The following is a 14,657-nucleotide window of genomic DNA, read 5'->3' on the forward strand; positions in this document are numbered from 1 at the left end:
GCTTAAAGGAAGCTGGGACCACGGTCCCAGGTGTAAACGACGTCCCTTTGCTGGGACCGTGGTCCCAGCTAAATCATCAGTGCTGCAGTTGCGTCAACAGTTCTTCGAACCGGGCAATAAGTGACTCAGGGACCCTGGTTTTATCAAGACTGAATACCACCTTATTGCCCTTATACTGGGCCGAGGCACCAGGCGCAAAATCTTTCTTAATGGCAGGCTCCCGGACTGAAAATGCGCTTTTCGTCAGCGCCTTATTCAGTTCCTGCAGGATCTCATCTGCATCATACAGCAGGCCGTTTTTGCGGCCAGCCATCAGGGTCTGCGCCTGTTCATCCAGCAAAGATTCTTTGCCCTCAAATGCCTTAAATAATTGATCACCCGCTCTGGCCGAAAGCTCACCCGGATGTGAGAAGAGCGAGAGCACGTCATGCGGCAGCTTTGATGTGTTGACGCAGCGCGTAATGACTTTACGGGAAATGCCTTCCGCATCGGCGAGTGCCGAGATGTTATTCGCAAACTCTTTTTCCAGCCGCATCGCGTAGCGCCTGCCGCGTTCGTATGCGCTGGTCGGACGGTAATCATTGCCGAGCTTGCACAGTGCGTCCATCTGCTCATCGTCCAGATCGCCCGTCAGCACGCGATATTCAGACGACGTCAGGATGGCCGTCATGCGGCGGCGGCTGCCGTCTGCCACTTCTATCCCGTCCTTCACCTGACGACCAAACGCCGGGTTCTGCTGGCCGTTCAGCAGGAAAGAGGGGATGAGGTCGTCAAGGGCGTCTTCCGTCAGAAACGCCTGCACGCGCTCGTTGCCGCCCCAGACGCGGGTGGACTTTTCGACCTGACCGGCTGGCACGGTTTCCAGCATGAACTTAACATCCCGTCCGCACACGGGCAGGACAATCGAATTCCCTTTGGTCATGCTGCCGACGCGGGCTATTAACGAATCTACCACCGGGGCAGCGTGCGCGGTGGACGGAGCTGCCGCAGAGGAAGAGGGGGATGCTTTAGGAATAATAGGTGCACGTTTCATCAGCGGATCTCCCAGCGTGGCTTGATCAGGCGGTCAAAGATTTCGTTGCAGACGGGCTCCCAGATGGCCAGCGCGTTTCGCCACGCGCCGGTGGAGGAGCGCTGGTCGATGGCCTGCTCAAACACGGTGCGCATCCTTATCTGTCCTTTGCCGACCTCATCGGTTTCGCGAACGACGTTCTTGAGCACCATGCCGCCCCAGGCGTCACGGATCTGCTCTTCCATCCACGGCGACTGCGAGCCGTTGTTGTTACTGTACTTGGTGAGCAGGATCCTGACGTCGGGCTCAAACCCCTGCAGGTCGACGTTTTTCAGCAGGTCGCGGAGCATGTCAAAGAACTGCAGGGCAGAGGTGTAGTCAAAAAGCTCGGCAGGCGTCGGCACGATCAGCACGTCCGCCGCGCACACCACGTTGATGGTCCCGATCCCGAGGTTTGGCGCGCTGTCGATAACGACCACGTCATAGTCCTGCGCCACCGACTCGATGGCGAGCCGGAGCATCATGTGGGGCTCGGTGGGCAGCTTGCCCTCGTCATAGCGCCCCATGAGTTCGGTTTCAATACGGTGCAGCGCCAGGCAGGACGGAATAATATCCAGCCCCGGCCAGCAGGTCGGCCGGACGGCATAGAAGGCGTCATCGCGCTCGCCGAGGTAGAAGGGCAGCAGCGTATCTTCAGCGTGAATGTGCAGGTCGGGCACCCAGCCGTGATACATGGAGGCCGTACCCTGCGGGTCGTTCCCTTCAACCAGCAGCACCCGCAGGCCCTTGAGCGCCAGATCCTGCGCCAGATGAACCGACACGGAGGTTTTGTAGACGCCGCCTTTGTGCGCGGCCACGCCAATCACGGGAGGTATACTTTCATCGGGCCGGCGCAGGCGGGTCCCGAAAACATCCCTCATGTGATTGATCTGTTCGATGGTATAGCCCACGCGCTGCTCCACCCGTCCGCGCATCTCCAGATCGGGGTAGGGCAGCCTTCCGGCCTTTTCGGCGTCGCGGATAGCCTGAGGCGACACGCCAATCAGATCGGCCGCTTCGCCAACGCGCCAGCGGCGCGTGATCTTCCGTGCCTCCGGGCTGTCGTCGTTAAACTGCGCTACGGCAATCGCCCGGGTCATTTCATGTCCGGCGGCGATGCACTGGTCGAGCGTATTCATCAGTCCCACACTAATCTCCTTATTAACTTTGCATCAACACATTAAATCTTGATATTTAATGCAAAGCAACACCAAACTTGCAAATAACGTCATTCAGTGCAAAGTTTCTGAATTCTGCCCCGCAGAGCGGTGCCGTATGTTCGCCTTACCAAGGCGCCGGCGTTGCGCGCAGCAGCTGCAGCGCCGCGCCGGTATCCAGGCTGAACCGCACCTGCTGCCCGGCGGCCACGTCCAGCGCAAACACCTTCGTATACACCTCTGTTGACTCGGACTTCTCGTGGCCAAGCAGCGCCTGGAGCACCTTGGGGTGAACGTGGTTGTAGAGCATGTGCATGGCAAAGCTGTGGCGGAAAGTGTGCGGCGACACCTCGGTGCTGAGCCGGATCCCGCCGCGCGCCGCATCGTCCACCGCCCGGGTCAGCCAGTTACGCACGGTGCGGTCGGACACGGTCCAGACGGGCAGGGCGCGGCGCTCGCCGGTCTCCGCGTCCGCCTCAAACTCCTCCCGGGTACTCGCAAACAGCCGTCTCATCTCGTCAACGTAGGCCGGATCGGAGAGCGGCACCACGCGGTTGGCGCTCTTCCCCCGGCGCGGACGACCGCCGCCGCTGCGCCGCTGCTTGGCGGTGCGGATCACCACGTGAGGTATGGATTCGTTCAGACGGAAGTCGCGGCGGCGCAGCGCCAGCACCTCGTTGATGCGCCCGCCGGTGTTCCACAACGTGTTGATCAGCGCGTGCTGCGTCCAGTCGGGGACGTGGTGAAGCAGGGCGGCGATTTCGGGGGCCAGCAGGTAGCGGGGCAGATCGGCGTAGGCCGACGCCATGGCGCGCAGCGCCAGCGCCCGCCCGAAGTCCGGCAGCGCGGCCACCGGGGACGGGGGAGCGAGATTGCTCTGCAAAGGAAGCGTCATATGACTCCGTGTTTGTCTGGCGACGCTGCGTGAATTCTGCAGGGGAATGGCCCCGAAACTTCTCCAGAATTCACGCAGCGACGTTTCGTCTTATATGGGGCTATTTTCGCCGGTTCCGGCGCCTGAGGCCACGTAAAAAACCCGCGGCGGCCGGGATCGCTTTTTCCGATTTCGGTCAATATACCAGAAAACGGAAACAGATAGTTGGCGGGCGGGCGGGTAAAAGGATCCGCGCGGGATCCTGTTCAGCCTGGATACGGTAGGTCGGGAGTGTGCCGCCTGGCATATGTTGTGGTTTGAGCGCCGGCGGCGGGGCGGGGCGCGCCTTTCCTGAAATAACAGAAAGCGGAAAGGCCGGAAGAACAGAGTGAGCCCTACGCTGGCATTAATCTATTCCTGTTGGCAGGACAGAGCGGCGCGGAATTTTGACATGAAACTTCCCGTTATCCCGAGGTTCGGGTTCCTGAATAAGGCCAGCATCGGACAGTAATGTCAGGAATGCCGCCATACGCACGGGATCAACAGCATCAAACGTCGCCTCGGTTAACTGATTGAAGATTTTTTCCATCCCGGGCTCCGATGTCAGTCGGCTGCACTTGCGCAGCTCTTCTTTACCCTTTAATCCGCCGAGTATGAGAGACCGGAATAAATTATCCTTAAGCTCAGGATTATCAGTGACTTTCAGGAGTTCTATTTTAACATCTTCAGGCATGTCTAAATCACTCAGGGGCAGGGCGGCATAATAAGTCTCACATTCGGAGGCCAGGGCTTGTTTCGTAAATAAACTGAATAGTTCAGAGTTCATAATTTCCGACAGCAGTAGACCGGTAACCCGATCGTCTACGCCGCGCAAAATATAACGAGCAGAGTTAATCAGGAACTCATCGGAAAAGAGGCTGAACCAGGAAATAAACAGCGAAATATCTTTATCAAAATTAATTACGGGCAGTTCAGAAACATGCTTGAAATTATCCGTACTGAGCGCGATCTTTTTGTTGTCAATAAGCCGCTTCAGGTTGGTTGCACTAATCCGCGCGTCCAGATGGTGCTCATTGATCTCGATATTTGAGATGAGTTTAAGATAGGTATGTTCATCAAGGCCATCATTGCACACCACTTTCATATGTAGCAGGTCGTATTTGTCTCCGTCAACCACGCCTGGCCCCCCTGATGACAGGGCGTCAGCGTGACGGGAGAGGTATCCCGTCAGAATATCCATATCGCAGAGCTCGCAGATGTAGTCCATCAGCGAAGCCCAGTCAGGCTCAATCCGGTCGCAGAGATAAAACAGATCGTGTAATGAAATCTCTCGCCCCTCATGCGTGGTCTGCGGCTCATCAGGTATTCCGGCAAGCGAACTTAAAGTGAAGGGCATCTCACGAATGATATTCACCTTTACATCGTCACTGAGCCCGCAGAGCAACAGAACTTCGCGCACGGCGTCTCCTTTCTCATCCGACTGGCTGAACACGTGAAGCACAAAGGCATCCGGATGCTGCCTGAAATAGTTCATCATTTCAGGTACAGATTCTCTGGCCAGAGTCCATGGATACGACTGCCCATCCTTGATGGAAACGTTATCCTTATTCAGCAATGCAAAGAGTGCCACACTGACGTTATGCGAGTTCAGCGCATACAGACTTTCCCGACCAATGTATGAGATGCACTCCGACTCAATGCTGGTGAGCGGTATAAAAAGTTCACTGAACTTAACGTCCAGCTCCGCCAGGGTTTTGAGAAAGCCCGGAACCTGTCTTTCCTGGAGTGAAGAAATGATCCTGCTCCCTTCGGCCTCAATAAACTGGCGGAGACGGTCCTCATCTTCAGTTTCGACAGGTGAGACAGATGCCAGGATTTCAGTGAGGATCCCGGTACGGCTGTCGTTGTCGTCAGCCTCATCGAGAATATCGAGCATGTGGCCCAGATAGCCGTTTATTTCCATCGATATACGCAGGAAATTTTTAAATGTTTCAGGCGAGGTGACATGTTTTCTGATTTCGTCAAATACGCTTAGGATTTGCTTCCCGCTCAGGCCAAATAATATGGAAATCATCTCCTGTAAAACAGGTGATTTTTTTTCAAGAAGATGAGAGATTACCTGATAGTGGAACGCGCCAGGTCGGAAAATAAGGTTTAAATCCCTGAGTTCCTCAATAACCAGTTCAACACTATCCAGATTACCGAGTTCGTTGGCTTCAGCAGCACTGATATCCTGAGCAACGTTCCTGATATAACGGTTATCATGAGATGAAATTCCGCCTTCCTGGAAAATAGATCGATAACGCATAAAATCCTGATCGATGTAGCTTTCAGACACCAGAAAATAAAGTGCATCAATGCCACCGTATAGCATTTCATTTTCTAACGCCTGGCGCTGTTCTTTCCCCGTCTGAACATGCTCGCAGGCTTCTTTAATGTATTTCTCAGCAATAACCCCAAACTGTTCGCGTCCGATAGAACGAACTAGCTCGGAGAGGGGAATGGCATTCTTTCTTCTTATTTTTTCTCTTGCATTTCTCAATGATGCCTGAAGAGCGATATACTTTTTATTTTTTTCTTCGCCGATTGTTTTTTTACGTTTCGTGTATTCATTCAGTAACTCTTTTCTCTCTGTCGCTGTGATCTCATTATTATAGTTAGTAATGTTAGCTTTTTGACCAATGACAATTGTGTTAGAGAAATTAAGCAACTCAAGAAATGACTTCTCATCGGCCCTGAGTGATTCAGTGGAATACTGAGTTATATTTTGTCCATATCCGGAGTTAGACATTTTTGCGAAACTGAGATGTACAGAAACGGTTTCCGGAATAAAACGATCAATGATTTCATTGCGAATATCTTCCGGAAAAGCTGCTTTTTCCGCATTGATCGACTTAATTTCTTCCAGAAGTTCCTGTTCTTCCACCTCAAGATAATTGAAGTGATCATAATGCAGGGTTTTATTGATATAGTTTTCAATCAGAGAATACAGAACACCCAGATTTCTGTCTACGAGACTGTAATCGTGAGAGAACGTATTCTTGTAAAATATCATTGCGTATTGCTTGATTGGGACGTTCTGATGCCCTGCATTATTAATGAAAACCTGATATTCATTTGCAATATTTTGGAGACACCGCATATCTCTGATAAAAAGGGCTGTGTATTTAAGGCACTGTCTTCCGTCTGCAATAAGACTTCCCATCTTATCATTGAGCAAAGAGTATGCATTTTTATTATCCATGTAAGGGATGACGGGAAGTATGAAGTCAAAAAACTTTGTCCTGGATTCTGGTTCTGAAAAGACATCGTCCCTGACAGAGTAGACAAACCTTAGCGTGTCGTGCTCATCAAGATTATTGTTAACTATCTTATTAATTTCACGTAGCTTAATGAAAATTTCTGGATTTTTCAAGCGGTCAAGATCTTCAAACACAACGACTCTGTATTCACTCAGTCTGGAGAAGAAATAAACAATTTCATCAAGACAGTTATTCAATAGTGACGATTTTTCAACCTGTGTCCCTTCGACTTCACCACTCAAAAATGCAATTTTGCTTAACTTAATTTTCTTGTCAAAGAACCCGGCTCGCGATGCGGCGTCTGCAATATAGTAAAGACATATCAGGCTCAGTATAAAAACAGCACCTATATTTAAATAATAGAATTTCGCAAGCAGAGCCCCAAAATCAGGGGGTATACTGAATAATTCAGATATTTTTTTATAAAGTATTAATGATACCGCCATGCCTGCAGGTAACAGAAATTTAATGACAGAAATAAATATTCTTTTTATGTGTCTAGAGTTTCTGTTGAGTATCCTGTCAATCCGTGAATCTGGCAGCACATCGCTGTTTTCTTTATAAAGAATCTGTTGAAGTATACTTAGCTCAACCTGCTGATAATTTGCTTCTTTCGTTTTACTCTCCGGCATTTCAAAGCTGGCAAGTGAAACGTTTATAAACTTCCCTTTATACTGTTTTTGCAGATATGAATAAATAACTGTGCTTTTCCCGGCGCCATAGGGGCCAGTAATAGCGATATTTTTTACATCCTTTCTCGAAATCGCATATCTTAGAGCAGTGAAGTATTCCTGCATAGACGCATTGTCAATAATCTTAGCAGTCAGGGTATTATAATTATCTAAATTTATATCACTCTCATCACCCTGTATATTTTGGTTATTTTTATGAAATGCATCTTTAAAAGCAATATTGATATCATTTAGTAATTTTTTTATTCTTTTCATCCAAAGAATGTCCTTTTCTGAAGCAATATGATGATTTTCTGGAATGAGAGCTGTTTGTCAGTTTGATTTTTATACACTGCTGTATTGCGATGGCCTGGGGATAGATAGACTTTAATACTGACAATAGGTCACCGATTAATACGTTGTCCACACCTGTCTGGGAAAATGATCTTCTCCCGAACGGTTATGCTTAGCTCATGTGCCAGCTGGCAACTTATCCACCGAATAGATCAAATAATAAGATCATATTAGGATCAAGTTGAGATCAATAAAGAATAGGATCCGCGCTAAGTCACTGTTTTCGGGGCTCTTAGAGGATCTAGATACACTGTACAGGGGAGCGGATACACTGTACCGGGCAAATGATCCACTGTACAGGGGAAATAGTACACTGTGCCGGGTGGAATTGATCCACTATGACGGGTACTATAAAGATCTTATCCCCACTGGTCACAAATGAAGAATATCTATGGATAACAGTAATTTAGGACTAGTAATCAATGAGGAAGTAAAAGATTCAGGTGAAGTTATACATCTGATCCCTAACCTTCGTCAGACGATCCAGCCAAAAGTCCTGCTTCGCCTTGGTGTCTTTGTACCCACTCTTAAATCCACTGGGAAGGGTGGTCGTAAGAATCACAGCGTAGATGCGACTGACTCGCTGTCCAGATTATCCATTGTAGAGGGTGAGGGATACAATCAGATTCAGATTTATGGTCCGCGACTCGACATGGATACAGATTTCAAGGTCTGGGTTGGCATCGTCTACGCCTTGTCCACGAAGAAGATGGATAAGGATCATCATCTGGAGCTCAATTTCGCGGACTTTGCCAAATACTGTGGGTTTGATACCAAACGCATTGATAAACAGCTTAAAGAGCGTTTTGACGCCTCCCTGACGCGTATCGCGCGTACGAATATAAGCTTTGTTAAGGCGGTCCCCGGTACAGACGATCGTATCACCATAAACATGCACCTTGTTGAGTCGACTTACTACGACAGCAGTACGGGCAAAATCTTCATCAAACCCAACCAGAAGCTCAATACACTGTACCGGGTAGATGGGAAAACCCGACTCTATCTGAAGGCTCTTCAGGTGCTTTCCCGTAAGGAATCGGCACAGGCGTTGTACCTGTATCTGGCCGAATTGCCACCGAACTTTTACCGAATCGGTTTTGACCGATTACGCGAACGCCTGCAGCTGACATCGCATCTGGGCAACCAGAACGCCACGATTAAAAAAGCTCTGCAGCAGCTCAATGACATTGGCTTCCTCGAATACTCCGTTGAAAAAGAGGGCGGCGACTACGTCCTCAACATTCTCAAACGCAACCCCAAACTTTGATTTGCCCGGTATAGTGGATATCCACTGTACCGGGTGCAGTACCCGCTACAGTGGAGCTTTCTTTCCCGGTGCAGTGGATATCCTCCGATACCTTTAACGCAATTCATCCTGCACTTGATTCGTCTGGCATAACTGATAGCGAAGGTGATTTAGTCACAGTGTCACTTATATCCGTGATGGTTACCCTCTACCGTGGATAAGGATCGTTCACTACCCGCTGCAGTGTATGGGTAAACTGAGGCCTTAAACCGATTTAAAAGACGGTAGATGTCCGTCGATTTGCTGGAGGAGGATCTTAAAAAGATCTGAAGTGAAATTTATAATTCTTGAATAATGATAACAAGTTTGTGAGTACTTACATACTCACATTGTAACTATTTCACGGGGTAGACCTTCTATTAAAGATTGCCTTCAATAACAGTTGATCCACTGGACAGGGTAAAGCAAGTACTTCCCAATCCACTATGTAGGGTGATTCTCATCGCAACATATCCACTGTACCGGGTAAGCACTGAACTGTTCTCCGGAAAGACTTCATTGCGTTGATAACCCGGTACAGTGGATACCCTTATCTGGTGGGCTGCATTGAACTAGTGGTGACAACGTCATGAAATCACGCCGGGCCACCATGAAATCTTGCTTAGTGATCCACTGTACCGGGTAACTTCTCTCTGATGATCCACTCTGCCGGGTAGACCCGTAAGGTTGATCCACTGCACAGGGTGGTTGAATGTAATTCTGTGTTCTGCTCATCCACTATATAGGGGGGGGCGTGGCCACTCTGAGCAGGACACCATCTATATTAATGCCTGTAAGAACCTTCGTTGATTAATGACGTCATTAAACTTGTTGCTGTTCTTGGACATCAGTGAGGATCGGTTTCTTCTTCCACTCTGCGCGAGATAATTTTTCCAAGAGATACGGGCTTTAGCGGGGGACGTATAAGGTAAAAGCCCTGCAGGGTGATCTGGCGCTTGTGTTCTGTCGCGATAATGCAGGCAATGGTGTGTTCGCACTGCCTGCCTTTGCTGGGGCCCATACCCGCCCGCGTGAATGCTTTAAGCATGGGACATGCATGGAGAAGCCAGTGTGGCTGCGAACCGAATGTCACTTGCGAAGTTGTTGCATACAATTGTTTCGTCTGATGGCGTTGCCAGGCGGATGTGATACTACCGACCCAGCGCGCGGAATGACCCAACACCACGGACGCGTTAAGTACCGGAAAGTTTTAACTGATTCAGCAACAGCAGTCCTCGGAGAGCGTCCCTCCTTCCCCTGGAACGCCGAACGCAGCCAGAGAAAGGAACGTCACCATTAACCTTGTGCGCAGGTATCGAGCCAACCTTCGAGGGTGTCGGCCCGAATAAGCTCAGCCACGTGGGTTGCTTGCGACTACATCGTTGGGTTTCCGGTATCAGGCAGAAATTAATAAGCAGGATCTGTGCTTTACCTACCGGCATCACGCCAATTAGCGGCCATCCTGAAAAGAGGGGCGGTCTTTCCTTCACGACGGAGAAATACGCGCCGAGCAAGATCAATCTGCCACGACAGAGTATTGAGGCTGATTACCCGGAATTCGGCAGCAGCAGCCCCTGCCTGAGATACGTCTTATTTTCGGATGAAGGGTGAAGATATTCTGGTTAAAATTATCTTAACAGCTTCAGTCTAACTCTTTTGAAAAGCTTAATTTTATATTATTAAACGACTGGAAGTACCAGTGTAGCGGTCAACAAAAACTGGCCACAGCTTTAGAATTTTTCCAGAACAATCGTTCTGATTCATTCGGCGTCAAACCACCATTATATTGATGAGGTCTGAGCTGGCTGTAATATCCTGTGATGTAATTCGTTATTGCCGTGCTGGCTTCGTTAAAATTCGCGTAGCCATTATCCGGTACCCACTCTGTTTTCAGGCTTCTGAAGAATCGTTCCATTGGGCTGTTATCCCAGCAATTTCCCCGGCGACTCAGGCTTTGCTTTATCTGATATCTCCACAGTAACTGCCTGAAATTCCTGCTGGTATAGTGGCTGCTTTGGTCCGAGTGATACAGTAAATTAGCCGGCTTTCCTTGCGCTTCCCAGGCCATGGACAGCGCTTTAGCTGTCAGTGCAGAATCCGGGAAAAATGACATCGCCCAGCCAACCGGTTTACGGGAAAACAAATCGAGTACAACAGCCAGATAAGCCCAGCGTTTTCCCGTCCAGATATAAGTCACATCACCGCACCAGGCCTGATTAGGCTCGGTAACAGCAAACTGGCGATCCAGATAATTAGGGATCTCAATGTGCTCCTTAGACGCCTTCTTATAACGATGGCCAGGTTGCTGACAGCTGATAATATTGAGCGCTTTCATTAGCTTTGTTGCCCGCCAGCGGCTCAGTTTTATACCTTTGGTGGTGACCATCGCGGCAATGCTTCGCGCTCCTGCTGAGCCGTTACTTTCGCGATAAACTTCACGCACAAGGCTCAGTAATGCCACTCTCGTGGCGTCAGGCTTCCTGGGCTGCCGCCAGTATTTATAACTGCTGCGATGAACCCCAAACACGTTGCACACAACGGCAACAGGAAACCGCGCCCTGAGTTTCTCAACTAATGAGAATTGTTCAGGGAGTCTGACATCAAGAGCGCGGTAGCCTTTTTTAATATATCCCTTTCCATTTCAACGCGTTGAAGTCTTTTCTTTAGCTCGCGTATTTCAATCTGCTCAGGTGTCATGGGTGAAGCAGTGGGTGATTTTCCCGCTCGCTCTTCTTTCAGTTGTCGAACCCATTTGTCCATTGTGGATTTGCCGACGTTCATTGCCGTAGCAGCGGCGGCAACGGTGTAATGCTGATCGAGTACAAGCTGGGCAGCTTCGAGGCGAAACTCGGGGCTAAAATTGCGTCTGTTACGTCCGGTCATAATGTCACCTGTTTTGACTATGAGGTGATGATATCACCTCTATTCAGGTGGCCAAATTCACTATGCCACTACAATGTGGAATATCTGTTGGTAGTCAATTTTCCCTCCATCCCTTTCCTTTAGACTTTGCCAATGCTGATATCTCTAAGACTTTCCGACGCTTGGAGCATAAAGGGGAATGCACCACCATTAATCACTACGCTGTTAGTCATTGCCCAGTTAAAGATGAATATCTCTATGCTTACGGGTTCCCGGGAGAGGACGCTTTAGCAGGTTTTGGCCAGCATGAAGTAAAAGGGATGGGTGTGTTTTTGCGTGAAGTTGAATTTGATCCCGCTAATTTCCCCCAAATACCGGTACCAGTTAAAGGTACTCATATTTGTTGTGCATGGAATACAGAGCTGGCCACTCCGTTAGTGGGTACGACCGGAAGCTTATCCCTCCCGAATGGGATGAGTGGTTCTCCATTGTGGAATACGAGGTATATCGAAGTTACCCAAGCGGGAGGGGTATGGACCCCGTCGGAAGCTCGGATCACTGGCATAGTGTGGGGGCATTCAGCAAAAACGAGCCATCTCTTTGCTACGCCGATAAATTCATTTCTACATCTATTTTTTTAAGTAAATTAGCCGGACTTACCATGTAGTGCGAAGGTGAGGCCGGCTGTATCAGATCTATAGAATCAGTAAGATCTAGCTGGGAAAATGCATCATAGCGTCGCAGGCGTTTTCAGGAACAACCAGAGTGACGTTAAGGCGTTATGTGTGATCAGGTCAGTATCATCTAAGCCCAGTTAAAAGTGAAAATCGCGGTGCTTTTGTGTTAATTATGTTATTAATCATAACAATACAAAAGTGCACAAAACATTTATTATGTTAAATGTCGTGTCCCGGGCTCGCTAAAACTCAGCTATACCCTTCTTTCTACCCAAAATCATTTGTAGCTAGACAGGATTTCGAGAGACTACTCCACAATCCAGCGGTTGGATACTTCCAGTTAGCCATTAGCCAGTCATGTTGTAGGCTGCCATCCTTTTCAAAGATCGACTTGCCCTGTGAAAGGGGAAATTTGTAATGGTGTGGTTCATCCTCAGGCCCGACGTATACCGTTGCTTCGATTGCCGCACCGGGACCGTAAACATCGGAGAATCGACTGTTTAACTCAGCAATAAGATATTGCTCTGCAACGGTATAAGGCTCTTCGGGAGTAGCCACAAACACTTCACTGAAAGGAGGCTGATCAAGCAAATCGGCCATACCCGGCAGCTCAATGGCTCTGCTTAACATCACCCATTTTGTCTCACCTGGCGCGATACTGAGGGGTTTATTCGCATTTTTGTCTGAGGAAAGCGAACAGCGCCCATACCAGCCTGCTTTTCCTTCACGCGCAACATGACTGTCAGTGATTTTAATACGCGCAGCCGTCAACATGACTGAAGTGCTGCCGTAATTACGAAGTTCCATTATCAGGAAAGCATCGTCGCGCGCTTCGCGGATATCCGGTCTGAACCGGTATGGTTTCAGTCGTGCTTTGATGACAACGAGACTCTCTTTTTTACTGCTTAGCAGTTGTTTCAGGCTGCTAAACGTGTCGCCAATGTCATTGATATAGCCGCACAACACTGCTAACAAAACCAGCGCGCCGGTGGCTTTAGCTCTATGCGTCAAAAGGATGCGCCATAATTTAGATCTAAAATTCAAAGAATTGCGAAACATATCGACTTTTCAGTGGGATGAGAGTTAATGCATCAATTTACAATATGCACTGCAACCAGCGAAACAGCTATGCCTTGCTTTCTTCATGGCTAATCGTGGACAGATAGTGCAGGAAAGGCGTGTTTGGATCAGGTTTCTGCTTCCAACCGGCGCGTGATAGTAATGTATCAACAGCAGAATTTTCGGCGGTAATGCGAACGGCCACTGCTCGAATCAGACTCCCATCCTCATCGAACCCGGTTTCAAGATCGGCTTTTCTGATGAACACTCCCGGAACCTTTGGGCTGACTCTAACAGCGTGGCGCCCTTCCCATTCTGATTCAGCGAGAACACCATAGTTGATCCCTGTCAGCTTGATAGCGTGCATCACGTGCTGTAGGCGGAAGAGGTCATTCTGAGCGAGCAAATCACCGCTGCTGGCCCGCCAGAGATATTCAAGCTTACCGGGCAGATCAGCCTGAAAACCTTTTTCCCGGCCCTCTTTTAGCAGCCATCGAATGTCATTCGCCAGTTCACGCCGAAACAGACGTTTCTTCTCCGCAGTCGCTAGCCATCTGCACAAAAAAAGATTTTCCTGAGCGGGAGAGTTTACTGCCCCTGTCTGTCGAGCCAGGGCAAGAGCAATCAGGCCGCACCAGGCGAGGTGATCCACGTAGAGATTAGAAGTATCCATATTCGAAATTCATACTTTTTATTGCTTTTAACCTTGTGCCGGACCGCCACTCTTCAGGTGAATCACGCAAGAGACTTATGTTGGCGTTGCTAATACCATGAATAAAAAGACCTTATCATACTTACCTGAAGCATTTTACCAGCATTTTCACACTCTTTTTATGCCAGCCATATTGTACGCTATCGTTTTCGAGCAAGCGTGAAAAGTGTAAGTTGCACCCTGAGGAGGATAAATGTGTACTCTATTTATCCTCGATGATAGAGTGAGATCTCAATCATGCTGAGGGCCGCGCGTGATTTTTAACAGAAGCTGCCATACATAAAGGCCTAATCAATCTAGGAAACAGATAAAACCAGCCAGGAAACGCAGCCAGTCTGTTTAGCCGGTGCGTTCTCCACTAACCGGAGTTCACAATGTCGCAAACCATGTCCCAGAAACTCGCTAGAGACAGTCTCGGAAATGCTGAAACCTTTGCAGGAGGTGTTTACGTAACCAAAAACGGTGTAGCTGAATTATTCATTCAGACGGCCGCAGAACGTGATGCGGAGCTGCGTGAAATGAAAGAGGAACGCAATATAAACGCCCTTTTCAAGCTGGCCACGCTGGCTAAAAAGGAAATCGAAGAAGGCAAGGGCATGACCCCGGAAGAAGCCCGGAGAAAACTGCGTGAGGCCAGAAAATAACATCGAGGT

At 49.0% G+C, this 14,657-nt stretch carries 11 protein-coding genes; 3 read left to right on the forward strand and 8 right to left on the reverse strand.

Annotated features, from left to right (window positions below; genetic code table 11):
- Nucleotides 1-76: 76 nt before the first annotated feature.
- The 4 genes from ACXI0A_RS00095 to ACXI0A_RS00110 all read right to left on the reverse strand — a co-directional run bounded on the left by ACXI0A_RS00095 (nucleotide 77) and on the right by ACXI0A_RS00110 (nucleotide 7,331).
- The gene (locus tag ACXI0A_RS00095) at nucleotides 77-1,033 is read right to left on the reverse strand and encodes a ParB/RepB/Spo0J family plasmid partition protein (protein ID WP_476151275.1); all 957 of its coding nucleotides are present in this window, start codon (nucleotides 1,031-1,033) and stop codon (nucleotides 77-79) included.
- Nucleotides 1,033-2,199 (reverse strand): plasmid-partitioning protein SopA, encoded by a 1,167-nt coding sequence (gene sopA, locus ACXI0A_RS00100; RefSeq protein WP_031377974.1) that lies wholly within the window; start codon nucleotides 2,197-2,199, stop codon nucleotides 1,033-1,035. The genes ACXI0A_RS00095 and sopA overlap by 1 nt, the downstream gene beginning before the upstream one ends.
- 136 nt (nucleotides 2,200-2,335) lie before the next feature.
- Complete coding sequence (locus ACXI0A_RS00105; RefSeq protein WP_046289569.1) at nucleotides 2,336-3,103, reverse strand: tyrosine-type recombinase/integrase; 768 nt, start codon at nucleotides 3,101-3,103, stop codon at nucleotides 2,336-2,338.
- 385 nt (nucleotides 3,104-3,488) lie between these two features.
- The gene (locus ACXI0A_RS00110; RefSeq protein WP_476151273.1) at nucleotides 3,489-7,331 is read right to left on the reverse strand and encodes a YobI family P-loop NTPase; all 3,843 of its coding nucleotides are present in this window, start codon (nucleotides 7,329-7,331) and stop codon (nucleotides 3,489-3,491) included.
- Nucleotides 7,332-7,800: 469 nt separating this feature from the next.
- On the opposite strand from ACXI0A_RS00110, the gene ACXI0A_RS00115 reads away from it, so the two are divergent.
- On the forward strand, nucleotides 7,801-8,676 hold the full coding sequence (locus tag ACXI0A_RS00115) for a RepB family plasmid replication initiator protein (protein ID WP_235321467.1): 876 nt from the start codon (nucleotides 7,801-7,803) through the stop codon (nucleotides 8,674-8,676).
- An 865-nt stretch (nucleotides 8,677-9,541) separates the two neighbouring features.
- Here ACXI0A_RS00115 and ACXI0A_RS00120 read toward each other — a convergent pair.
- Nucleotides 9,542-9,742: a hypothetical protein gene (locus tag ACXI0A_RS00120; protein ID WP_031378075.1), complete on the reverse strand. Its 201-nt coding sequence runs from the start codon at nucleotides 9,740-9,742 to the stop codon at nucleotides 9,542-9,544.
- 660 nt (nucleotides 9,743-10,402) lie between these two features.
- Nucleotides 10,403-11,577 (reverse strand): IS3 family transposase gene (locus ACXI0A_RS00125; protein ID WP_476151272.1). Its coding sequence is split into 2 segments (ribosomal slippage): nucleotides 10,403-11,319 and nucleotides 11,319-11,577, totalling 1,176 coding nucleotides; the frame shifts between segments, so codons are not numbered across the junction.
- 62 nt (nucleotides 11,578-11,639) lie between these two features.
- Here ACXI0A_RS00125 and ACXI0A_RS00130 point away from each other — a divergent pair.
- On the forward strand, nucleotides 11,640-12,197 hold the full coding sequence (locus ACXI0A_RS00130; RefSeq protein ID WP_476151270.1) for a hypothetical protein: 558 nt from the start codon (nucleotides 11,640-11,642) through the stop codon (nucleotides 12,195-12,197).
- Between the two features lie 303 nt (nucleotides 12,198-12,500).
- Here ACXI0A_RS00130 and ACXI0A_RS00135 read toward each other — a convergent pair whose 3' ends face one another.
- Nucleotides 12,501-13,292 (reverse strand): hypothetical protein, encoded by a 792-nt coding sequence (locus tag ACXI0A_RS00135; RefSeq protein ID WP_031378079.1) that lies wholly within the window; start codon nucleotides 13,290-13,292, stop codon nucleotides 12,501-12,503.
- Between the two features lie 67 nt (nucleotides 13,293-13,359).
- Nucleotides 13,360-13,965: a DUF2913 family protein gene (locus ACXI0A_RS00140; protein ID WP_031378080.1), complete on the reverse strand. Its 606-nt coding sequence runs from the start codon at nucleotides 13,963-13,965 to the stop codon at nucleotides 13,360-13,362.
- Nucleotides 13,966-14,378: 413 nt separating this feature from the next.
- Here ACXI0A_RS00140 and ACXI0A_RS00145 point away from each other — a divergent pair, with 413 nt between their 5' ends.
- On the forward strand, nucleotides 14,379-14,648 hold the full coding sequence (locus ACXI0A_RS00145; RefSeq protein ID WP_031378081.1) for a hypothetical protein: 270 nt from the start codon (nucleotides 14,379-14,381) through the stop codon (nucleotides 14,646-14,648).
- Nucleotides 14,649-14,657 lie beyond the last annotated feature (9 nt).

It is taken from the genome of Pantoea sp. C1E2 (assembly GCF_056491465.1).

Excerpts from the sequence above, each read along its gene's own strand:
- ACXI0A_RS00120 (WP_031378075.1), bottom strand. The coding sequence starts at position 9,742 with ATGCTTAAAGCATTCACGCGGGCGGGTATGGGCCCCAGCAAAGGCAGG.
- ACXI0A_RS00105 (WP_046289569.1), bottom strand. The coding sequence starts at position 3,103 with ATGACGCTTCCTTTGCAGAGCAATCTCGCTCCCCCGTCCCCGGTGGCC.
- ACXI0A_RS00145 (WP_031378081.1), top strand. The coding sequence starts at position 14,379 with ATGTCGCAAACCATGTCCCAGAAACTCGCTAGAGACAGTCTCGGAAAT.
- ACXI0A_RS00110 (WP_476151273.1), bottom strand. The coding sequence starts at position 7,331 with ATGAAAAGAATAAAAAAATTACTAAATGATATCAATATTGCTTTTAAA.
- ACXI0A_RS00115 (WP_235321467.1), top strand. The coding sequence starts at position 7,801 with ATGGATAACAGTAATTTAGGACTAGTAATCAATGAGGAAGTAAAAGAT.
- ACXI0A_RS00135 (WP_031378079.1), bottom strand. The coding sequence starts at position 13,292 with ATGTTTCGCAATTCTTTGAATTTTAGATCTAAATTATGGCGCATCCTT.
- ACXI0A_RS00140 (WP_031378080.1), bottom strand. The coding sequence starts at position 13,965 with ATGGATACTTCTAATCTCTACGTGGATCACCTCGCCTGGTGCGGCCTG.
- ACXI0A_RS00130 (WP_476151270.1), top strand. The coding sequence starts at position 11,640 with ATGCCACTACAATGTGGAATATCTGTTGGTAGTCAATTTTCCCTCCAT.
- ACXI0A_RS00095 (WP_476151275.1), bottom strand. The coding sequence starts at position 1,033 with ATGAAACGTGCACCTATTATTCCTAAAGCATCCCCCTCTTCCTCTGCG.